This window comes from Kitasatospora sp. NPDC032150, from assembly GCF_055579945.1.
This window is the reverse complement of the sequence record NZ_JBVIMH010000049.1, coordinates 20,702-40,671: the sequence shown is the minus strand read 5'-3', so window position 1 is coordinate 40,671 and position 19,970 is coordinate 20,702. Positions and strand designations below refer to the sequence as shown.

Here is a 19,970-nt window from a genome sequence, read left to right as displayed (position 1 = left end):
CGGGCGTCTTCTTGTTCGCGTCCAGTCCCGTCGTCTCCTTCGGCACCCCCGCCGCCACGCGCACGGACTGGGTGTCGATGATCACCGGGGACGGGACCTCCAATCGTCTGGCCCGCTCCCGCGCCTGGCAGCGCAGGATCTCCTGGATCCGCTGGTCAAAATCTTGGAGACGTCGCCGCCGGCCTTCTCGCACATGTCCGCGACGCTGTTGATGTAGCTGATCTTGAGGCCGAGGAAGGTGTTCGCCGCGCCCTTCGCCAGCTCGGCGGTCGCCGAATCAGTGATGAAGATCGGGACGCCGGCGTCCAGGATGCCGGCGTACACCGCCCGGATCGCCTTCTCACCCTCGGCGTTGACGACACCGGCGATGATCCGGTCCGGGCGCAGCGTGTCCTCGACGGCGTGGCCCTCGCGCAGGAACTTCGGGTTCCACACGACCGTCACGTCGCTGCCGGCGGGCGCCAGGCGCTGCACGAGGGCGGTGACCTCCGCAGTGGTGCCGACCGTGACCGTTGACTTGCCGATGATGGTGCACGGCCGGTCGAGGTGAGGTGCGAGCTGGCGGATGGCGCCGAAGACCTGGCCGTTGTCGTAGCTGCGGCCGTCGGCGTCGATCGGGGTGCCGACACCGATGAAGTGCAGTTCGGCGAATTGGGCGGCTTCGGCGATGTCGGTCGTGAAGCGCAGGAGGCCGCTCTCGGGCACTGTCACGTTGGCGGATGGCTTGGGATGATCTTCGGGTTGACCACGCCGGGGAGGGCTTGCCGTGGAGAGCGTGTCGTCGTCGTACAGGGGGCACCGGTACCCGGCGGAGATCATCGCGCACTGCATGTGGCTGTACTTCCGCTTCCCGCTCTCGTACCGCGAGGTCGAGGAGCTGATGCTCCAGCGCGGGGTGATCGTCTCCTACGAGACGATCCGCCGCTGGTGCCTGAAGTTCGGCCAGGCGTACGCCGACGGGCCGCGCCGACGCCGACCCGCGGCCGGGGACAAATGACACCTCGACGAGGTCTTCGTGAAGATCAACGGTGAGCGGCACTACCTGTGGCGGGCGGTCGACCAGCACTGCCACGTGCTGGACATCCTGGTCCAGTCCCGCCGGGACGCGAAGGCCGCCAAGCGGTTCCTGGCCAAGCTGCTGAAGAAGCAACGGCGTGTGCCGCGCGTCATGATCACCGACAAGCTCCGCTCCTACGGCGTCGCACACCGCGAGCTCATGCCCTCCGCCGAGCATCGCTCGCACAAGGGACTGACCAACCGGGCCGAGAACAGCCACCAGCCCACCAGGCAGCGCGAACACGCCATGAAGGATTTCCGCTCACCCGGCGCCGCGCAACGGTTCCTGTCCGCGTTCAGCGGCATCTCACCCCACTTCCGACCCCGACGCCACCTGCTCACCGCCACCGGCTACCGCCTCGAGATGACCCTCCGCTTCACCATCTGGGACCACATCACCGGCAGCGCCACCGTGCCCGCGGCGGCCTGACCACACGCCGGCACCAGGCCCCAACACGCCCCGACGACCCGTCAGGCGATCACACACCCACCAACGTGACAGCGCCGAGGGCAGCATTCTCGGGGCGGCCGCGATGGCCCGTCAGCGGATTGAGCCGTTCCCGGTCCGCTCACTGATGAAGGCGCGGACATCGATGATCTCCTGGTCGCCGATGCCGTGGGCGAGCCCCGGGTAGACCCGCTTGGTGAGGGTCGAATGGGCGGGCAGCCACTTCTGCGTCCGCTCGATCGCGTCCGCGGTGACCCCGCGATCCCCGGTTCCCCTTCCCCAGAACACGGCTGGGCGTTCGGCGGCCAGCCGCTCGTCCGCCGGCTGTGGTGCGTCCTGGACCCAGCCGGAGAGCAGGACCGTGGCCGCGACCCGGTCGGGACGGGTCCGCAGCAGCTGGGTTGCCATGAGGCCTCCCATGGAAAAGCCGACGGCGATCACCTTCGCGTCCGGGGTCAGGTGAGCGTCGATCCACTGCCAGGCGGAGTCGGTGGCCCGGGCCGGGTCCTGGTCCCCGAAGGCGATGAGCGGGAACCATGTGTAGCCGCCATGTCGCATCTCGATGGGGGCGCGCAGTGCTGCCCACGGCAGGGTCGGCGCGAGCATCGGCCCGAGCGGGGTGATATCGCGCTCGTCTGCGCCGAAGCCGTGGAACAAGATCAGTGCCAAGGGTGCGTCCGGCGCCCAGTGCGCGGATGTCTCGGCGTACAACGTGACCGGCCCGACGCTGCCTGCCATTACCACCCTTCCCGGCTTCTGGACGACCAGAGCCCATTTGTCCATTTGTTGCAACGATTTCGTGAGCCCACTCAGCTCAGTCCCGGTCCGGTTCGCTGACCGTCTCGGGTGATCTGGTCCGCGTGCGGTCGGCCGCGGCAGGGTGAGTTGGTCACCTCCGCCGCGGCCGACACTGGCGGGCCCGCCCGAGGGAGCCCGTTCATGTGGGGTCCGCTGGCCTGTCGCCGGGGTCGACGGCGGGATCAGGGGTGCTGGAAGGTGACCTCCGGATTGGCCGGTGAAGGGCCGTTGAGCACAGGCTGCGGGATGCCTTTCAGCTGCTGGTCGAAGAAGGCGCCGACGTAGATGCGGGTGATCTCCAGGGCGCGGAGCGCGGGAATCGAGCCGTTGGCGCCGGGTATGCCCGCTTGTGTGGCGAGAACGGGCACGTCGGTGAAGCTGACGTGGGTGGAGCCGGTGATGGTCAGCCAGCGCTTCCAGCCGTCCAGGTTCGGCCAGGCGGTGGACCAGCTGGGTTCGTCGCCGCCCACGTTGTGGTTGACCGGGTTGCCGAGCAGCAGCAGTGGGCGGCCGTCGAGGCCGCCGGCCGGTATCGGCGCGTCGATGGAGCCGTCCAGGTCGATGCCGGCGCGTACTCGTTTGTCGGCGACCATGGTGGTGATCGCGGCCGCGCCACCGATGGAGTGTCCCGCCATGCCGATCCGCTTCGGATCGATCATGTGCGCGTAGGGCCAGACCGGGTGACTTCCGGTCAGCTGATCGAGTGCGAATGAGATGTCCTTGGCCCGGCTCTCGTCGATGGGCAGCGGATCGTGCGGGGCCCCGTCGCAGAGGGCGCAGGTGAGTGTCTGCCCGTCGGGGAACGTCGTGCCCGAGTCCTCGTAGGTGTGGTTGACGAGTGCGACGACGTAGCCGCGGCTGGCCAGGTCCACGGCGAGGCTGGTGAGGGTGGCACGTGGCAGCGTGAAGCCGGGCGACAGCACGATAAGGGGGTACTTGCCGTGCTCCGGGCGCGCGGCGCTGTACGCATAGGTACGGGTGTCGACCAGATCCTTGGCCGGCACGGTGGTGCCGGGAACCTTCTCCATGCTCAGGAACAGGCGGGCCTCCTCGGTGGTCATGTAGGGGGCGGGCAGGCCGGTCCCGGGCCGGGCGGGGTAGTACATCGACACCATTAATTGCCTCGGGCCCGCGGCGGGGACCCAGGGGTCCTGGCGGTGCTCGTCGACAAGGTGCAGCGTGCTGCGGCCGACCGCGTGCGGGCCCGTAGGACGGGGAAGTTCCAGTCGGTCATTGGACCCGGCCAGGGGCGCGGAACGGGAGGCTGCCGAGGACCCGGGGGTGGCGAACGCCGTACCCGCCGCGGCGATCGGCAGCGGCAGGAGGAGCGCGAGTACGGCGGCTACGGCAGTGCGACGGAGTCTGGTCATGGCACCAACGCTAGGGAGACGAAGGGATGCTGACGTCAGCTCAGAGTCTGACGGCGGCCCTAGGGAGTACGGGCTCCGAGGCGGACAGGGCCCTTAAGGGGCGCGGGGACGGGAGCAGGTCCTGCCCTGTGCGCGCCGACGGCAACACAGGGGGCGGGACCGGCGCGAGAGGTCGACTGAGACGACAGCGGGTGTCCGTTCATCCGGGAACAGGCCAACCGCGCTTTCGTGGCCCGCATCGGCTGCTGGGCCCACGTCGAGCGGGTGCTGCTCACCAACGAACAGCGGCTCGCCTACGGCCTGCCGCCCGCCAAGGGCAGTATGCGCGACCCGCGCTGGCCGGGTTCTACGCCTGCGGGAGCGTAGTGGCGTTTCCTGACAGCTTCGGCGCGGGTCTTGGAACAGTCGCCTGCGCTGAACCGTTCCACCTTCATGGTGAGCTTACTGACCGGCCCGTTCGCCGTGCTGCTGATCGTGGTCCCGCTCTTCCTGGCCGCGGCCCTGAAGACGGGCGTCGCCCGTGCCCAGCGCCGTGGGCTGCTTCCCGGCCGACTGTCGGTGCACGCCGAGCCCGGGACGCGCGGCGCCGGGGCCACGGCCACCGAGGAGCTGCACGCCCTGCTCTACCCGGGCAAGCGGGTCCAACTGGAGGAACGGCGGATCGCCCTGGTGCTGCGCGACGACGAGCACGACGGCGCCCCGAAGCGCACCGGCATCGACCTCGCCGCGGGCACCGCCAGGATCACCCGGCCCTCCGGCCCCGAGCGGTCCTGAGCCCTTAGGTAAGGACCGTGAGCGCTGATCAGCCGTGTTCCGAGGTGTGGCGAGCGGGGCTGAGGCGGTTTTGGAGGCGGGCGTGGCGGAACTGGTAGACGGCTCCGACCCGGCGCAGGACTCCTCGGTGGTAGGCGTCGTCGAGGAAGGCCATGGGCGCCCAGGGGAGCCGCCCCGTCAGGGGAAGCCAGATACGGGTGAAGAGCACCCACTGGCCCCAGGCGGTGAACGCGAGGACGTAGGAGGCGGTACCGATGAGCCCGCACTCGATCCCGAGTGCCAGCCATCCCCCACGCAAATCCGGTGGGCCCAACAGGCCCTGCTTGAAGAAGAGGCCTTCGAGTGTTCTGCAGGTACCGGCGACGGCGATGGTGATCACCGGCGCGACGAGCAGGGCCTGGCGGATGACCGTGTTGCGGTTGATGGCCAGCAGGCCTGCCGGGGTCGCGGCGGACCCGACATCGAGTGGTGTCTCCAGGGCAGCCATGAGCCCGAAGGCCAGGCCTCCCGCCGTTCCGCAGATGACCGCGTACAGGAGCGAGCGGATCAGTACGGCTTCGATGCCGAGCCGTGGCCCGTGAACCAGCCCTGGGACCAGCAGCAGCCACGTGGGTCCGTACGCCAACCCTGCGGCGAGGCCGACCAGCAGTCCGGCGCCGAACGCGGTCGGGAATCTGCGGGCGGGCGTACCGGCCTTCTGCCGGCCTCGGCCTGACAGTTGCAGCCGCACGCGGGACGGCTCGAACGCTTCCTTGCCGAACGCGACGGCGATCCCGTAGCCGAGTCCCGAAGCCAGGCCGATGATCGGGCCGAGCGCGAGTCCGGTGAGAAGGCCGGTGCTCGGTTTGAACCGGGGGTCGGTACTGATCAGGTTGATGGTGCTGGACCCGAGCAGGATGAACGCGGTCGTGACTGCGGTGCAGGCGAGGACGATGGCGAGGATGCGCACGGGCAGGCTCAGGGCGCTGGACAGTTGCCACCAGGCCAGGTCCTGGCGATTGCGTTGTTCGGGCCGCTCGAGGTGCCCGGCGAGGTGGCCCAGGTAGTGTCGGGCGCGCTGTGTGTCCCACGGCCGGCGCGGGCGTGCGAAAGCGGCGTCGGGCGGGGCTGGCAGGCGCCGGTCGTAGACGGTGGGGACGAAGCCGGCCAGCAGCTGCTCTTCGATGGCTTCCGGTGTCGGGAAGCGGACGGTGTCCAGCAGGTCGGCCGGGTCCTGTCCCGGGGTGTCGCCGTAGAGGGTCCGGGCGAGCAGCACCATCAACGGGGTGCTGAGCACCGTGGCGAGGTTGGCGCTGCAGCGGCTGTCCGGCCGGCTGCGCAGCTCGTCCAGGACCGGGTCCCACACGGTCGCGGCTCGTCCGGCCTGCTCGCCCTGCCCATTCGGGCGTGCGGTGCGCGGCAGGTAGTGGGCCAGGTCGTCCGTGGTCAGGTCGGTCAGTTCAATGCCGGCGGCCTTCCTCAGCACCTCGGTCGCGACTGCGTCGGCGAACTGCTCGGTGCGACTGGTCACAAGCAGTGGCAGGGATATCGCGTTGAGTTCGCATAGGGCGGCCCCGTGAAGTCCCGTGGCGATCTCGTCGAAACCGTCGAGCACCGGCAGGATCCAACCGGCGTCGACCAGAGCGGCCGCCAGGGTCGAGCGGCCAGGAGCGCGTGCGGCGAGGTTCGGGTGATCGCGCAACAACCGGTCGATGAGCCAGTCACGCAGCCCGCTCACGGTCGGGTCCCACGATCCGACGCTGAAGACGACCGGAACGGGATCACCGCTGGAGCGCATTCCCAGATAGTCGAGGACGAACCGCAACATCAGAACGGTCTTGCCGGAACCGGCCCGGCCCAGCACCACCAGCCGTCCGGACCCAATGCGCCGGTATAACTCCGTGACCTGGGCCAGCCCGCCGTCCATGGACAACGGGCCAGACGTGGCCCCCGGGGCAGCACCGCTGATGTTGTCCCAGTGGTCCAACAGCCCCTCAGGCGCCGACCGCCACCGCACCGGCAGCGGAAACGGATCATGGATCCGACGCTGCTCCTCCTCACGCATCCAACGGCTGCGCACATCGTGTGCCAACGACTGGGCGACGTCAGCCAGGGCGCCCCAGGGCAGCAGCGCGCCGAATCCGACCGGGTCGGGCACCGGCGCGGTCAAGGGTCCGCTCACTTCGGAGGCATCCTCCGTGGTGGCACGGCCGGCAGCGGCAGTCGTGTCGCGGTACGCGGTCAGCAGGTCCTGCAAAACGTCGTCACGATCGCGCCCCAAGGCATCGGCCACGGCGTAAGCGACCTGTTTCACAGTTCCCAGCCGGGCGTCAGTGGGCTTGCCGGTCTCCAACCGGTGAAGGGTCCGCACCCCCAGCCGGGCCTGCAAGGCCAACTGCTCCTGCGTCAGCTTCGCCTCAAGCCGTAACCCACGAAGCAGAGGACCGAACTGGCTGCTCATTTCGACGCGCTCGCTCACGTCACGGATCTTCCCTTTACGGCAGATGATCACTCTACTGGGCCCGAGCACCGTACCGGGCTATCCGGCCATATCTGGCTGGTCGAATGGCATGGTGCGCTGACCGGCCAGACCACCAGCATGGTCACCAGATCCACTGGCTCACCGCCGTGCCTGGAACAGGCCCGGCTCCTGGCACTGCCTCACCGATGCTGAAGGCGCGGCCTCACCCGGGCACGCCCGCAGCATCGTCCGCCGCAGGACCCGACACCCGCGCAACCTCAAGGAGGGACACCAACCATGCGCACACACACCTGGAAACGCCGCACCGCCGCCCTAGCTCTGGGCGCGGCTGCCGCCCTTGCCCTGACCGCCGGTTCCGCCAACGCAGCCACGCCGGCAAAGGCCACCGCCTCACACGCCGCCAATTCGCAGTCTCACGCGTATCCGGCCCGCTGCACGGCCACGAGCGGTTCCAACCTCTACATCTATGGCGGGACCACCCTGCTCACCGGACTGGGCTACTGCGTCCCTGACCACGAGTTCGTGATGCAGGCGGACGGCAATCTCGTGCTGTACAACGGTTACAACCGGGATATCTGGCGGCAGCGCACCTGGAACGCCGGCGCTCACGCGGAGTTCCAGACTGACGGCAACCTCGTGATCTACAACTCCAGCGGCACTGCGCTGTGGTCGACCGGCACGTGGGGCAACCCCAACTCCCGCCTGGCCGTCCAGGCGGACGGCAACGTCGTCATCTATAACTCCAGCGGGGCAGCGATCTGGTCCACCAACACCTGGGGTCAGTGATGACCCCATGAACGGTTGACCCCGGCACGTCGACCACCAGTTCTTGAGCTCGCCAATCAGGCGACTCATCTGGTAGCCGGCGGCAGCGAGGAACAGCTCGGGGCCGGTTGGCTAGGTCGGCCTGAAGCGAGGCCCGGCTGACCTGGGAGCCGGATCACGCTGCTGTAGGCGCTGGCCGCCATCGTTGCCCACCAGTCCGCCCACCGTGTCTCGGGCGCTAGGGGACAGCAGCCCAACAGACATCGAACACGACGAAGGCCCACCCCGCTTAGGGTGGGCCTTCGTCGTTTTACTGGGATGGCAGGTATTTCTCCCAGTGCTCCTTGAGCCTGATGGCTTCGGCCAGCGCGTCCTGGTGCTCGTCCGGCTTCTCCCGGCCTGTGAGGCGGGAGCGGAGGTCGCTCCCCAGGAGGTATGCCAGCTTGTCCATCGCGGAACGAGGAGCGGCCATCTCCAGGAGCTCATGGATGCCGCAGGGCCTCCAGCTCGGAGACGCGCAGCGGGACGTTCACCCACCGCTCGTCGGGCGTCGCCGTCATCGCCGCCAAGCCGCTGCTTGGCCACCACGTCCAGAGCCTGGCCACACTGAGGCATCAGCCGCGCCCTGCGCTGCTTCGATCGCCACGTCGCAGGTTACCCGGAGGCGGACCTGCTCCTCCGTCAGATCCGAGTCGTCGTCTTCGGCCACTGCGGCCAGCGCTGATGGGTCGGGGAGGCACTGTCACGTTGGCGGATGGCTTGGGATGATCTTCGGGTTGACCACGCCGGGGAGGGCTTGCCGTGGAGAGCATGTCGTCGTCGTACAGGGGGCACCGGTACCCGGCGGAGATCATCGCGCACTGCATGTGGCTGTACTTCCGCTTCCCGCTCTCGTACCGCGAGGTCGAGGAGCTGATGCTCCAGCGCGGGGTGATCGTCTCCTACGAGACGATCCGCCGCTGGTGCCTGAAGTTCGGCCAGGCGTACGCCGACGGGCCGCGCCGACGCCGACCCGCGGCCGGGGACAAATGACACCTCGACGAGGTCTTCGTGAAGATCAACGGTGAGCGGCACTACCTGTGGCGGGCGGTCGACCAGCACTGCCACGTGCTGGACTGAGGTGACCCCCGGAACGTGGACACAGGGGTTCATGCTGCGAGCGAGAGTCTAGCGTGCGTGTGGTGTTGCTGTTCGAACTCGATCGGTGAGAGGTAGGACAGGGTGCTGTGGCGACGGCGGGCGTTGTAGTAGGTCAGCCACCGGAAGATCTCCAGTCTTGCCTGACTCATCGTCAAGAACAGCTTTCTGTACATCACCTCTCGCTTCAGTCCTTGCCACAGGCTCTCGGCCAAGGCATTGTCGTAGCTCGAGCCGACCCGGCCCATGCTCCTGCGGATCCCGTGCTGGTCGCAGACCTCGGCGAACGCGGCCGAGGTGTATTGCGAGCCGCGGTCCGAGTGGAAGATTACCCCGGTCACGTTCCCGCCCCGGGCGGCCACGGCGGCCTCCAGGGCGTCGATGACCAGCTCGGCGCGCATGTGCTTGGCCGAATCGGCACATCGAAGTGGCGGACCGAGACCGTCTACGCCGTCACCGATCTCGCTGCCCACCAGGCATCTCCCGCTGAGATCGCCGCCTGGGCGCGCGGCCACTGGCTCATCGAGAAGACCGTCCATTGGACCAAAGACGTAACCTTCGCCGAGGACTCCAGTCAGATCCGCCGCCACCGCACCCCTGCCGTCATAAGCGCCCTGCGCGACCTCGCCCGTGCCACCCTCCACCGCTCCGGACGGCCAATATCGCCAGGGGCCGACGAGCCACACCCACCCCGCAGCCGCCCTCACCCTCCACGGGGTTCCATGATCAAATCGGGCGAACGCGACTCTCCCCGGGGCCCTGTGGTGGGACCGGCCACCGACCACGGCGATCTGGTGAGCGGATCGGCCGTCCGCGCAGCAGGACTTCACGCTGGTAGGCGCCTTCGCGTGACTCGCATCATTGTGCGCAGCCAGTACCATCCTACAGAGTGTCAGTCCCTTTGTGAGATCGCCCGCATGTGGCGGTCCATCTCTGTTTATTTGAAAGGAAGCTCATGGGCAGTGGAATAAAATTGCCGCGCGCCTTCGCCGTCTTCAGTGCGGCCCTTCTTGCCGGTATGGCCGCGGTTCCGCTGTCGGCTGCCGGCGCGGCGGCAGCTGCGGCTCCTATCTGCTTGAGCGGAAATCTCCTGTATGACTACCAGTCGGCCGAAGCGGGAACGATGAAGCCGGCGAGGGTGAACCCGGTCCGTAGTGCGAACGTCGAGCTGTGGGGCAATGAGAAGCCCACCGACTCCCCGCACCAGCTCACTGCCGATTTCCAGTACACGGCGGGTGACGGAGGTTTCAACCTCTGCTATACGCCCACGACGACGACGCCGATGAGCAGTATGTGGGTGCGGTTCAAGGCCGAAAGTACAAAGCTGTGGCGGGTCAATGACACCAGCGGCGCGACTTACACGCTGGACTCCCGGACCTTGTACAACGTCTCATCCAGCGCTTCGCTGGGCACGATCAAGCCTACCTCTGACACCGCCCGGGCCTGGCACGCCTTCGACACCGTCAATCTCCTTTGGTGGAATCGCAACAACCCTGCCAGCATCTGCTGGTCATCTCACGAGACGGACGGAAACCACTGCACTGAGCTCAACATCCAGTGGACCGACACATCGACGGACGGTCCGTACTACGACATCGGTAGCCACACCATCCATCTCTCCGCCGCGGACCCTGACTCCGAGCACACCGTCCTCCACGAGTCCGGTCACTTCTTCATGAACCGCTTGTTCAATGGCTTCCCGAGCTACACAATCTGCAGCTCCCAGTACATCTACAGTCGCACTGGCAGCGGTACGTGTGCGTGGGTCGAGGGCTTCGCCGACGCCGTCGCGGCCTACCTTCTGGGTGACTACCGCTACGTCTGGTCAACCGGCACCGAGATGTCCTTCACTTACTCATCGGGCTGGGGTGCCGGCGACCAGGTCGAGGGCAATGTGACCGGCTCGCTGCTCGACCTGTGGAGGAACGTCGACGGTGGCAACTGGAACAGTACGATCACTCTGTTGACCTCTAACTCCCCGTCCACTTTCTCCGAATATTTTAATATCGACCGACCGAAAGCTGGCCCTCTGCTTTCCACCGGTTCAGACGCGCTTTCCTACCTCCACAGCCACTCCATCCAGTACGGCACTCACTAACCTCAATACCAGTGACTTAAGGATCTTTGCTGGTGGGCTGCCTGCCCAGGAGGTGCCTGGATGCCACGCCCTGGTCAGGTGAAGCCGGCGACGGACGAGCGGTTGTCGGACCGGATCGCGATCGGACTGCTGACGCGGACGTTCCCGCCCGAGTTGGTGGACCGGATCGTCGAGGAGTCCGGGAGGTCCGGGCAGCGCCAGCGGCTCCTTCCGCCCCGGGTGGTCGTCTACTTCGTCCTGGCGATGTGCCTGTTCTCCGGACAGGGCTACGAGGAGGTCGCGCGTCTGCTGACCGAGGGGCTGGCCTGGGCCAGGCGCTGGTCGGGCTCGTGGCAGGTGCCAACCACCGCGGCGATCTCGCGCGCCCGGGTCAAGCTGGGACCGCAGCCCCTGAAAGCCCTGTTCGCCGAGGTGGCCCGCCCGATGGCGACACCGTCAACTTCCGGTTCCTGGTATGGAAGTTGGCGGGTCATGGCGATCGACGGAACGACCTTCGACGTCCCCGACAGCGAGGAGAATGCCGCCCGGTTCGGCCGTCCGAAAACGCACCATGGAGAGCGGTCCGCCTTCCCGCAGGTCCGAGTAGTCGCGTTGGCCGAGTGCGGCACGCACGCGATCACCCATGCGACGCTCGGACCGTTCACCACCGCCGAAACGGTGCTGGCCCGCGAACTGTTCGGTGCCCTGGGGGAGGGCGACCTGCTCCTAGCCGACCGCGGCTTCGCCGGCCTGGACCTGTGGCGGGCGGCATCGGCGGGCGGTGCGGACCTGCTGTGGCGCATCAGGTCCCACTCCGTGCTGCCCGTCCGGCAGGAACTCCCCGACGGCTCGTACCTCTCGGACATCGTGGCCGCCCGTGACCACCGCAAACGCGCCGACCCCACCGTGGTGCGGGTCATCGAGTACACCCTCGATGACCCCGGCCGCCCGGCCCAGAGTGCCCCCTACCGCCTGATCACCACCGGGCGCAGCGCCCGCCGGGGTCGTACAGCGGTACCTCGCGTACCCACATTGCGGCGAAGCCGAGCTGGTCCGCGAGTTGGGCGAGCCGGGTGTGCCCGGTGAGGTCAGGGGCGGGCGGCGTCGCGGTGGGCCGACTGCCGTTTGGGTCCCCAGTCGTTGTCGAGGGGTGGTTCCAGCCCGAGGGTCAGTCGGCCGCCGGGGGCTGTGATCCGGTCCAGCGTGGGGTGGGTGGCCATGACGGGAGGGTCCTTCGGTCAGGGGGCGGGGTTGGGTCGTGGGTCAGCGGCCGATGAGCTTGCTGTGCATCGGATTGGGGGCGGTATCCGGGGCGGTGTGCTGGTCGCGGCGCTCGAGGGCTGCGGAGCAGAAGGCGAGAGCAAGGGCGGAGGCGGCCAGGAGTGCGCCGACCCAGTTCGGAGAGGTGTAGCCGAGGCCTGCGGCGATGACGATGCCGCCGAGCCACGCGGACAGGGCGTTGCCCAGGTTGAAGGCGCCGATGTTCACCGCGGAGGCCAAGGTGGGGGCGCCGTGGGCCTGGTCGAGAACCCGCTTCTGCAGCGGGGGCACGGTCGCGAAGCCGAGTGCGCCGACCAGCAGTACGGTGATCGCGGCCAGGATCTTGCTGTGCGCGGTCAGGGTGAACAGAGCCAGTACCAGGGCCAAGCCGCCGAGCGTGGTGTAGAGCATCGGCATTAGCGCGCGGTCGGCGAACTTGCCGCCGAGGAGGTTGCCGATGACCATGCCGAGGCCGAACAGCACCAGCAGCCAGGTGACGGATCCGTCGGAGTAGCCGGCGACGTGGGTCATCATCGGGGCGATGTAGGTGATCGCGGCGAAGACACCGCCGAAGCCGAGCACGGTCATGGCCATCGCGAGCAGAACCTGCGGGTTGCGCAGGGCGACGAGCTCATGCCGTAGGTGCACGCCTTCGGGTCGGGGAAGGGCGGGGACGAGCCTGGCGATGCCGAGAAGGCCCACGACGCCGAGGCCGGCGACGATGGCGAAGGTGCTGCGCCAGCCCGCTGCCTGGCCGACGTAGGTGCCCAGCGGCACGCCTACGACGTTGGCGACGGTCAGGCCGGTGAACATGGTGGCGATGGCTCCGGCCTTCTTCTCCGGAGCGACGAGGTCGGCGGCGACGACCGAACCGATCCCGAAGAAGGCGCCGTGCGCGAGTGAGGTGACGAGGCGTCCGACGAGCATCAGTCCGAAACTGGGTGCGAGCGCGGACAGCAGGTTACCGGCGACGAACAGGCCCATCAGCAGCATCAGCATCCGCTTGCGGGGCACCTTGGTGCCGAGCACCGTCATCAGCGGGGCACCGAAGAGCACACCGAGTGCGTAGCCGGTGACCAGCAGCCCGGCGGTGGGGATGGTGACGTGGAAGTCGGCGGCGACCTCGGGCAGCAGCCCCATGACGACGAATTCGGTGGTGCCGATCCCGAAGGCACCGATGGCCAGAGCGAGAAGCGCGAGAGGCACGGGCCAACCCTTCTTGTTTCTTGAGCGAGCTCATAACGTGCTCAAACAATAATTGCAGACGCCTGTTAGTTGCAAGCGCGGGCTAGATGCGGCTTGAAGTACTGGGAGACGGTGCCCGGGCAGGACTCCAGCCGCTTCCCGGCGCCCAGTGAGGCCCTGCCTGTGGCGCCGTACGGGGCCCGTTGAGTCCGCCTTGAGTCGGCAGACTGTGTGCGGCGAGTTCGGCCAAAGCGCGACATCGGGCGGGACAAGTGGCGCCCGGCCAGCGTCAGGGGAATGCCGTTTGAGGGGCGGGGCGCGCTGGCCGTGGGCGCCGAGGCGTCCGGTTGCGTCGCCGTCGAACGGCTCCGGGAGAGCTACCTCTGGCACGCCCGTGGGTGGCTACTCCGGCAAATGCGCGAGGCCCTCGCGCCAGACGCCGACCCTACTCCCGGACCTGACCGGCAGAGTGAACGCGGCCCGCCCCACCTCGAGGGCCCAACCACTGGGCTGTTGCAACCTGCGTCTCAGCGTCGCACCCGGCCGTCGGTCGTTCACCGCCGGACCGCTGACAAGAGGGCTGGGAACGGGGCATCGGCACCGCGCCAGTCCCCGACCCCGCTCAGGTATCACTGCCTGAGCGGGGCCAACGGGGGCGACCGTCCCCGGCGCGCCCCCGCATCATTTTGAGATCGGGCTGGCACCCCAGTCCCCGTCACTGCACCGGATCGGGTGGAGCGACGCGGTTTGCGACCTGGGAGTGCGGTGGGCCGGCCCCTTGGGCCGATGTGGTGATCAGTGGAATGCGTTCAGGTGCTCACGCAGGAATGCCTCCATGGTGCGCGGCACGCGCCCGGTCAGGCGGGTGGCGGTGTCGTCGGGGGCTTCCGGGCGAAGCACGGCGAGTTGCTGGATCTCCACCACGTGGGCGGCCAGCCAGGTGGGCATCCCGGCACGCTCGACCAGGTGCGTACGGAGCTCGGCCGGCGGCAAATCGAGGTAGCGGACGGGGCGGCCGAGCAATTCGCTCAGCAGGGCGGTGAGTTCCGGGTAGCTGTATGCCTGACCGCCGGTGAGCGGATAGGTGCCGCCGGCGAGTCCGGGATGGGTGAGGACGGCCGCCGCGACGTCGCCGATGTCACGGCAGTCGATGTAGTTGCAGCGCGCCTCGCCCATCGCCCCTTGCACCAGACCCGCGGCCGCGACACCGGGCGCGAGCAGCAGCAGTTTCTGCATGAACGCATAGGGCCGCAGGATCGTCGCAGTGACGCCGGATGCCCGCAGGTGCTCCTCGATCCGGTGGTGACCACGTGAGACGACGACCGGGGAGTCGGCTTCGGCGGCCGGCGCGGACACCTTGACGATGTGTTCGACGCCGCTGAGCAGCGCCTGGTCGACGGCCTGCAGCTCGTGCTCGACCTGGCGCGGCCCGTTGGACATGGTGAGGAAGAGCTGCCTCGCGCCGTGGAACGCCGCGCGCAGTGACCCGGGGTCGCCTGCGTCTGCGGGCACCACCTCGACGAGGCGGCGGGTGCGCTCGTCCAGGCCGGCGAGCAGACGGGCCGGCTCGCGACTGAGCGCGCGGGCCGGGACGCCGAGGTCGGCCAGGCTGCGCAGGGTGGCGCCGCCGGTGGCGCCGGAAGCTCCCATGATGACGATCATGTCGTGTTCCTTTCGGGTGGTGGGTGACGGGATCCCTCAGGGGTGTCGGCGGGTGCCGCGCCAGCGCCAGGTGATCACGGTCGCGGCGATCGCGGCGGAGACCGGCAGGTCGAGGCGGAGCCGGCCGGGCCAGGAGCTGCCGGCGAGTGCCGGGACGTGCGGCAGCCAGTGCGAGCCCGCCGAGCCGAGGAGGAACGCCAGCGCGGCGGCGCAGAGTCCTGTCCCGGCCGTCAGCAGTGCGCGTGGCGCGCGGAGCGTCCAGGATCCGTCCGGACGGTGCCGAAGCCGGGCGCCGAGCACGGCGGCGACCACGGCCGAGGTGCCGGCGATGGTCGTGAGGGCGGCGATCACCAGGTTCGGCTGGTGGGTGGCGAGACCGCCGACTCCGGCCATGGCGGCCGGCATGACATAGGCCACCAGCACCTCGCGCCACAGGACGAACGGCGGTGGTGTTCCCGCTGAGCGGTGTTTCTTGGACATGAGCCTTTCCCGAACAAGGTAATTAGGTGCCTAACTATTTGCGATTAGGCAACTAACTACATGGCTAAAAAAAGAAGGCGGGAGGTGCACGGTAGGTGCTCCCGACCCGCCGATGGGCCGTCAGTCGGCGGTCAGCGCGTCCATGCCTTCGACCAGCCTGGCCAGCAGGTCGAGAAATGTCGCACGCTCCTCGGTCGAGAGTCCGCCGACCATGTCCTGCATCCGCCGATAGTGCTCCGGCGCCAGTTCACGCAGCCGCTGGGCGCCGCGTGCGGTCAGGATGACCACATTTCCCCGGCCGTCCTCGAGCGCCGGGCGACGGGCGACCAGGCCCTCACGCTCCAAGCCGTCGACCAGGCCGGTCACCGTCGCCCGCGAGACGCCGAGACTGGCGGCCAGCTGCGAGGGCGACTTCTCTCCGCCGTGGTCCTCCAGGTCGGCCAGCAGGCGATAGCGCCCGGTGGACAGGCCGAACCGCGCGAAGTGCGCCTCCCCGGCCTGGGCCAGTCGCGCCCCCGCCGCCATGAGCCGCGCCGCGACCAGGACCGCCTGAGGGTCGGCTGTGAGACCGTAGCGGGCGATCTGCCGCCGGACCTGCTCGAGGGTGGGAGTGCCGTGCGCGGCGCCCTGCTGTGTCATGTAGATAATATGGTGCCTAATCAGTTGCCTGTCAAGCATGCGGTCTACGGCGGTCTGGCAATGCACCTTCCCGGTCTGCTCGATCATGTGAGCGCCATACACCGCGTCTTGCTGTGTCATGCAAGTAATATGTGGCCTAATTAGTTATGCTGTCAAGCATCGGCAGTCCGGTGTCGCGGATCCCCCGCTACCTTCTTCGTGGCCCCGCAGCGGGGCTCCCGGTCTTCGGTCCGACATGACTACCGCCGCTGCCCGCATCGCGATCTTCGAGTGGGTCGAAGCCCGGTACAACACGCAGGCTGCACAAGCAGCCTCGGCTGCCGCTGGCCGACTAATTGCATGCGCGGTATATTGCGATGTGATCGATGTCGGGCGATACCAAGAACGCCCGCCCGCTGCGGAGGAGAGTGCCATGACAGCCACGGACACCGCCGCGACCGGCCTTGCCCACGGCTGGTACGCCCTCTCCCTGCTGTACGGCCGGATCGAGGCGCACATCGAGCGTGCCCTGCAGAGCGGACATGACCTCAGCGTGCGGGAGTACTCCCTGCTCGATGTCCTCAGCCACCAGCACAGCGGTGAGGGCGGCCACCTGCGCATGAACCAGGTCGCCGAGGCTGTGGTACTCAGCCAGAGTGCGACCACCCGGCTCGTCACGCGCCTGGAAGACCGCGGCCTACTCACCCGCTACCTGTGTGCGACCGACCGCCGGGGCATCTACACCGACGTCACCGACACCGGACTCGCCCTGCTCGCCGCAGCACGCCCCACCCACGACACGGCCCTGCGCCAGGCCCTCGACCGCGCCAGTCACGATCCCCGGCTGGCGCCTCTGGTGGACGCCGTCGCGGCGCTGAACGGCCCTGTGTCTTCCTGACATGACCCCTGCAGGCGTTGTGGGCATCGCCGTGCAGCCCGCCACGACGTGGAGGAGGGCGGGGCACGCGTCCGGGCCTGCTCGACCAGGCGGCGGTCGTTGTCGGTGAAAGCCGAGACGGCGGCCGTGGTCGTACTCGTCCTGATCCTTCCAGCGCGCCGAGGACAAATCGGGATCCACCACCGGATCGACGAGCAGGTCCAGGATGTCGATCCCGATCCGCGTCCTGGTGGCCCGCTCCTCGGAGGTCACGTACAGGCGCAGCGGCTGAGCCGTCGCCGGGTCCTGTTGGAAGCGGGCGCAGGAAGAACATCTCCCCGTGTTCGAAGCGGGCCTGGACAAGCGTGTGCTGCCACGCCCACGGTTCCAGGGGGGCCAGGTGCCGGCCGCGAGGCCGTTCGTGCGGGCCGTGTCGTCGCTGGTGCGCAGCGCGGTGGTCCAGGTGGTCGGGGCGAGGGAGCGGATGCCGGGAGCTCGCCGTGCGCGAGGCAGTGAGTGCGCAGGCCCCCGAGACGCGCCGGTCGATGTTCTGCTGCTCGACCACCACGACCCAGCGGCCGAGAACGGCCGGGAGCTCGACCGGCGCCCAGTCGCGTCCCGCACTCGGCCAACAACTCCATTGAAGCCCCGGTCACTTTGGCTATGTTGACGAGAACCGGTTCTGGCTCAACTTCCGTGATCTGCACACGTTGAGTGACGATGTGGCGGTGTTGTCGGTGTCGGGAAGTTGCCCGGAATTCGCCAGTGGCCGGGTCGTGGTGGCCGACAGTGCGGGACCGTGGATGAGCTGATGCCCCGGTTCGAGGGGTTGCTGTTTCCGTCGGTCGCGAGTGTCGCGGTGCTGTCGGTCGACGTGGATGTCGAGTCGGTGAACGTGAGGGTCAAGTCCGCGGCGGCGGGGCACAATTGCCCGGGGTGCGGGGGCTGGTCGACCCGGGTGCACAGCTCCTACCTGCGATTTTCCGTTGATGGGCCGGTCGGGGGCAGGCGGGTCCGGTTGAGTCTGCAGGTGCGGCGTTTCGTGTGCGGCGACCCGTCGTGCGGGCGGCGCACGTTCGTCGAGCAGATCGAAGGGCTGACGCGGCGCCACGGTCGGTGGACCGAGCGGCTGCGGTCGACGGTGGCCTCGGTGGGCCTGGCGCTGGCCGGGCGGGCCGGTTCCCGGCTGGCCGGGGTGTTCGGGGTGTCGGTGAGCCGGAGCACGGTGCTGCGGCTGGTCGAGGAGCTTCCCGATCCGGAGCCGCCGGCCCCGAGAGTGGTGGGCGTCGACGAGTACGCGACGCGCAAAGGCCGCGCCTACGGGACGGTGCTGGTCGACGCCGAGACCCGCAGGCCGGTGGACCTGCTGCCCGACCGGGAGGCCTCGAGCTCGGCGGCCTGGTTGGCTGAGCGGCCGGGCGTCGAGGTCGTCTGCCGGGACCGCGCGCCGTTCTTCGCCGAGGGGGCCACCGCTGGAGCTCCGCAGGCCGTTCAGGTCGCGGACCGCTGGCACCTGTGGCACAACCTCAGCGAAGCGGCCGAGCGGGCCGTCACGCGCCACCGGCAGTGCCTCCGTGCGGTAACTCCAGCTCCAGGTAAGGCTGTTACCACCAAACCCGTACTCCAGGAAGACAACGCGGACCAGCCGTGGCCGACAGGCTTCCGGTTCGCCGACCGCACCCGGGCCCGGCACGCCGCAGTGCACGCCTTACTGGCTGCGGGCCACAGCCGACGCGCCGTCCAACGGCAGCTCGGCATGACCTACCGCACGGTCAAGGCTTTGGCCGACGCCGCGACGCCGGAGGACCTCTTCCAAGGCCAGTGGCAGAACCGGCCGTCCGTCCTCGACGACTACAAGCCCTACCTCGATGACCGCTGGAGCGAGGGCTGCACCAACGCCTGGAAGCTCTGGGAGGAGATCGTCCCCCTCGGCTACAAGGGCAGCTACCAGCGCGTTCAGGCCTACATCCGGCTCAAACGCACCTCGCCGCGGCCGGTGACCGCACCGGCGCCCTCGCCCCGTACTGTCACCAGCTGGATTCTCCGACGCCCTACGTTGCCCAGGTGAAATGACTGGCTGTTACCACGCCACGGAAGTTGAGCCAGAACCCGTTCTCGTGACTAAAGCCACGGGCCTCACGCACTAAGCCAGGATGCGGACCAGCGGCCCGGTAAACCGGCGCGCGGGAGCCCTGGGCATCACGCGAACGCCGCTGTGCCCATCTTGGCGCCGCCTGTGGCACTGCCCGACTCTTCTGTATGCGCCTGAGCCTTCGGTCACCATATGACCTGTGCTCCTCTCAGAAGGAGAACCCATGCAGTCCTCACGTACCCGCACCGCTGTCGCCGTCGCCGCTCTGCTCCTGGGCAGCGCTACCGTGCTCGCCGCCCCCTCCCACGCCGCCACCCGCGCCCTGAGCCGCTTCAACGACGGCAGCTTCGAGACGCCGACGGTCGCAGCGAACACCTTCGTTCGCCTCGGCACCGGCCAGAGCATCGGCCCGTGGCAGATCACCAGCGGGAACGTCGACCTCATCGGAGCTGGCTTCTGGCAGGCCGCCGAAGGCGACCAGTCCGTCGACCTGGCCGGCTCCGTCCCGGGCGCCATCGCCCAGACCTTCACCACCACGCCGGGCACCACCTACACCGTGACGTACGACCTCGCCGGCAACCCCCAGGGCGCACCGACCGTCAAGACCGGCCAGGTGCTCATCGACGGCCAGGACTTCCAGGACTTCTCCTTCGACACCAGCGGTAAGACCACCACCAACATGGGCTACGTGGGACGTCAGTTCACCTTCGTCGCACTCAACACCTCGACCACGCTGTCCTTTGCCAGCAACACGCCCGGCGGCTTCGGGCCGGTTGTGGACAACGTCCAGGTCCAGGCGTGCAAGGCGTGCCCGAGCTGTTAGCCGAACCTCGCTGGTGACCCGCCGCGTCGGTGGGCCAGAGGCATCCTGCTTCGGCCCGCCGACGATGGGGATCGCTGATGCGGGCGC

General features: G+C 68.5%; 17 protein-coding genes and 5 pseudogenes. 10 read left to right on the top strand and 12 right to left on the bottom strand.

All coding sequences use genetic code 11. The features are described from left to right. Positions 1-172, bottom strand: a pseudogene (locus ACZ5ON_RS33555) (IS5/IS1182 family transposase); the annotation flags it as partial. Positions 173-207: 35 nt separating this feature from the next. Then, positions 208-819, bottom strand: a pseudogene (locus ACZ5ON_RS33550) (UDP-glucose 6-dehydrogenase); the annotation flags it as partial. Positions 820-829: 10 nt separating this feature from the next. Between ACZ5ON_RS33550 and ACZ5ON_RS33545 the strand changes: the two are divergent. Next, a pseudogene (locus tag ACZ5ON_RS33545) lies at positions 830-1,486 on the top strand (IS6 family transposase). Between the two features lie 111 nt (positions 1,487-1,597). On the opposite strand, the gene ACZ5ON_RS33540 reads toward ACZ5ON_RS33545, so the two are convergent. Next, positions 1,598-2,173, bottom strand: a complete 576-nt coding sequence (locus ACZ5ON_RS33540; protein WP_465600665.1) for an alpha/beta hydrolase — start codon at positions 2,171-2,173, stop codon at positions 1,598-1,600. A 311-nt stretch (positions 2,174-2,484) separates the two neighbouring features. Next, complete coding sequence (locus ACZ5ON_RS33535) at positions 2,485-3,672, bottom strand: alpha/beta hydrolase family protein (protein ID WP_465600662.1); 1,188 nt, start codon at positions 3,670-3,672, stop codon at positions 2,485-2,487. A gap of 228 nt (positions 3,673-3,900) precedes the next feature. Here ACZ5ON_RS33535 and ACZ5ON_RS33530 point away from each other — a divergent pair, with 228 nt between their 5' ends. Both ACZ5ON_RS33530 and ACZ5ON_RS33525 read left to right on the top strand, forming a co-directional pair. Next, positions 3,901-4,038: a hypothetical protein gene (locus ACZ5ON_RS33530; protein ID WP_465600660.1), complete on the top strand. Its 138-nt coding sequence runs from the start codon at positions 3,901-3,903 to the stop codon at positions 4,036-4,038. Between the two features lie 66 nt (positions 4,039-4,104). Further along, on the top strand, positions 4,105-4,446 hold the full coding sequence (locus tag ACZ5ON_RS33525; protein WP_465600657.1) for a DUF6191 domain-containing protein: 342 nt from the start codon (positions 4,105-4,107) through the stop codon (positions 4,444-4,446). A gap of 28 nt (positions 4,447-4,474) precedes the next feature. Here ACZ5ON_RS33525 and ACZ5ON_RS33520 read toward each other — a convergent pair whose 3' ends face one another. Next, positions 4,475-6,955 (bottom strand): NACHT domain-containing protein, encoded by a 2,481-nt coding sequence (locus ACZ5ON_RS33520; protein ID WP_465600654.1) that lies wholly within the window; start codon positions 6,953-6,955, stop codon positions 4,475-4,477. A gap of 228 nt (positions 6,956-7,183) precedes the next feature. Between ACZ5ON_RS33520 and ACZ5ON_RS33515 the strand changes: the two genes are divergently transcribed. Beyond that, positions 7,184-7,693, top strand: coding sequence for a hypothetical protein (locus ACZ5ON_RS33515; RefSeq protein ID WP_465600651.1), 510 nt, complete (start codon positions 7,184-7,186; stop codon positions 7,691-7,693). A 289-nt stretch (positions 7,694-7,982) separates the two neighbouring features. Here the strand turns inward: ACZ5ON_RS33515 and ACZ5ON_RS33510 are convergent, their stop codons facing one another. Next, positions 7,983-8,123 carry a hypothetical protein gene (locus ACZ5ON_RS33510; protein WP_465600649.1) on the bottom strand — a complete coding sequence of 47 codons (141 nt, stop codon included), beginning with the start codon at positions 8,121-8,123 and terminating at the stop codon, positions 7,983-7,985. 359 nt (positions 8,124-8,482) lie between these two features. Between ACZ5ON_RS33510 and ACZ5ON_RS33505 the strand changes: the two are divergent. Continuing rightward, positions 8,483-8,788, top strand: a pseudogene (locus ACZ5ON_RS33505) (IS6 family transposase); the annotation flags it as partial. A 32-nt stretch (positions 8,789-8,820) separates the two neighbouring features. On the opposite strand, the pseudogene ACZ5ON_RS33500 reads toward ACZ5ON_RS33505, so the two are convergent. Continuing rightward, positions 8,821-9,219: pseudogene (locus ACZ5ON_RS33500) on the bottom strand (integrase core domain-containing protein); the annotation flags it as partial. 545 nt (positions 9,220-9,764) lie between these two features. Between ACZ5ON_RS33500 and ACZ5ON_RS33495 the strand changes: the two are divergent. Beyond that, on the top strand, positions 9,765-10,907 hold the full coding sequence (locus tag ACZ5ON_RS33495) for a metalloprotease (protein ID WP_465600646.1): 1,143 nt from the start codon (positions 9,765-9,767) through the stop codon (positions 10,905-10,907). Between the two features lie 60 nt (positions 10,908-10,967). Beyond that, entirely contained in the window at positions 10,968-11,972 is a 1,005-nt protein-coding gene (locus ACZ5ON_RS33490; RefSeq protein WP_465600643.1) for an IS4 family transposase, read from the top strand. A 2-nt stretch (positions 11,973-11,974) separates the two neighbouring features. On the opposite strand, the gene ACZ5ON_RS33485 is transcribed toward ACZ5ON_RS33490, so the two are convergent. The 5 genes from ACZ5ON_RS33485 to ACZ5ON_RS33465 form a co-directional block, all read right to left on the bottom strand. After that, positions 11,975-12,106, bottom strand: coding sequence for a hypothetical protein (locus ACZ5ON_RS33485; RefSeq protein ID WP_465600640.1), 132 nt, complete (start codon positions 12,104-12,106; stop codon positions 11,975-11,977). Positions 12,107-12,149: 43 nt separating this feature from the next. Beyond that, positions 12,150-13,352, bottom strand: coding sequence for an MFS transporter (locus tag ACZ5ON_RS33480; RefSeq protein WP_465600637.1), 1,203 nt, complete (start codon positions 13,350-13,352; stop codon positions 12,150-12,152). Between the two features lie 774 nt (positions 13,353-14,126). Then, positions 14,127-14,993, bottom strand: a complete 867-nt coding sequence (locus ACZ5ON_RS33475) for an NmrA family NAD(P)-binding protein (protein WP_465600634.1) — start codon at positions 14,991-14,993, stop codon at positions 14,127-14,129. Positions 14,994-15,029: 36 nt separating this feature from the next. Then, positions 15,030-15,473, bottom strand: coding sequence for a hypothetical protein (locus ACZ5ON_RS33470; RefSeq protein WP_465600632.1), 444 nt, complete (start codon positions 15,471-15,473; stop codon positions 15,030-15,032). Positions 15,474-15,593: 120 nt separating this feature from the next. Beyond that, complete coding sequence (locus tag ACZ5ON_RS33465) at positions 15,594-16,112, bottom strand: MarR family winged helix-turn-helix transcriptional regulator (RefSeq protein WP_465600629.1); 519 nt, start codon at positions 16,110-16,112, stop codon at positions 15,594-15,596. 412 nt (positions 16,113-16,524) lie between these two features. Here ACZ5ON_RS33465 and ACZ5ON_RS33460 point away from each other — a divergent pair, with 412 nt between their 5' ends. The 3 genes from ACZ5ON_RS33460 to ACZ5ON_RS33450 all read left to right on the top strand — a co-directional run bounded on the left by ACZ5ON_RS33460 (position 16,525) and on the right by ACZ5ON_RS33450 (position 19,883). Further along, positions 16,525-16,989 carry a MarR family winged helix-turn-helix transcriptional regulator gene (locus ACZ5ON_RS33460; protein WP_465600626.1) on the top strand — a complete coding sequence of 155 codons (465 nt, stop codon included), beginning with the start codon at positions 16,525-16,527 and terminating at the stop codon, positions 16,987-16,989. Positions 16,990-17,779: 790 nt separating this feature from the next. Beyond that, positions 17,780-19,036, top strand: a complete 1,257-nt coding sequence (locus tag ACZ5ON_RS33455) for an ISL3 family transposase (RefSeq protein ID WP_465600670.1) — start codon at positions 17,780-17,782, stop codon at positions 19,034-19,036. A gap of 247 nt (positions 19,037-19,283) precedes the next feature. Beyond that, positions 19,284-19,883, top strand: coding sequence for a choice-of-anchor C family protein (locus ACZ5ON_RS33450; RefSeq protein ID WP_465600623.1), 600 nt, complete (start codon positions 19,284-19,286; stop codon positions 19,881-19,883). Positions 19,884-19,970: the final 87 nt, after the last annotated feature.

Bases quoted from the DNA above. Each gene is read 5' to 3' on its own strand.
- ACZ5ON_RS33485 (WP_465600640.1), bottom strand. From the start codon at position 12,106: ATGGCCACCCACCCCACGCTGGACCGGATCACAGCCCCCGGCGGCCGA.
- ACZ5ON_RS33450 (WP_465600623.1), top strand. From the start codon at position 19,284: ATGCAGTCCTCACGTACCCGCACCGCTGTCGCCGTCGCCGCTCTGCTC.
- ACZ5ON_RS33460 (WP_465600626.1), top strand. From the start codon at position 16,525: ATGACAGCCACGGACACCGCCGCGACCGGCCTTGCCCACGGCTGGTAC.
- ACZ5ON_RS33465 (WP_465600629.1), bottom strand. From the start codon at position 16,112: ATGACACAGCAGGGCGCCGCGCACGGCACTCCCACCCTCGAGCAGGTC.
- ACZ5ON_RS33470 (WP_465600632.1), bottom strand. From the start codon at position 15,473: ATGTCCAAGAAACACCGCTCAGCGGGAACACCACCGCCGTTCGTCCTG.
- ACZ5ON_RS33515 (WP_465600651.1), top strand. From the start codon at position 7,184: ATGCGCACACACACCTGGAAACGCCGCACCGCCGCCCTAGCTCTGGGC.
- ACZ5ON_RS33495 (WP_465600646.1), top strand. From the start codon at position 9,765: ATGGGCAGTGGAATAAAATTGCCGCGCGCCTTCGCCGTCTTCAGTGCG.
- ACZ5ON_RS33475 (WP_465600634.1), bottom strand. From the start codon at position 14,993: ATGATCGTCATCATGGGAGCTTCCGGCGCCACCGGCGGCGCCACCCTG.
- ACZ5ON_RS33525 (WP_465600657.1), top strand. From the start codon at position 4,105: ATGGTGAGCTTACTGACCGGCCCGTTCGCCGTGCTGCTGATCGTGGTC.
- ACZ5ON_RS33535 (WP_465600662.1), bottom strand. From the start codon at position 3,672: ATGACCAGACTCCGTCGCACTGCCGTAGCCGCCGTACTCGCGCTCCTC.
- ACZ5ON_RS33510 (WP_465600649.1), bottom strand. From the start codon at position 8,123: ATGGACAAGCTGGCATACCTCCTGGGGAGCGACCTCCGCTCCCGCCTC.
- ACZ5ON_RS33490 (WP_465600643.1), top strand. From the start codon at position 10,968: ATGCCACGCCCTGGTCAGGTGAAGCCGGCGACGGACGAGCGGTTGTCG.
- ACZ5ON_RS33455 (WP_465600670.1), top strand. From the start codon at position 17,780: ATGCCCCGGTTCGAGGGGTTGCTGTTTCCGTCGGTCGCGAGTGTCGCG.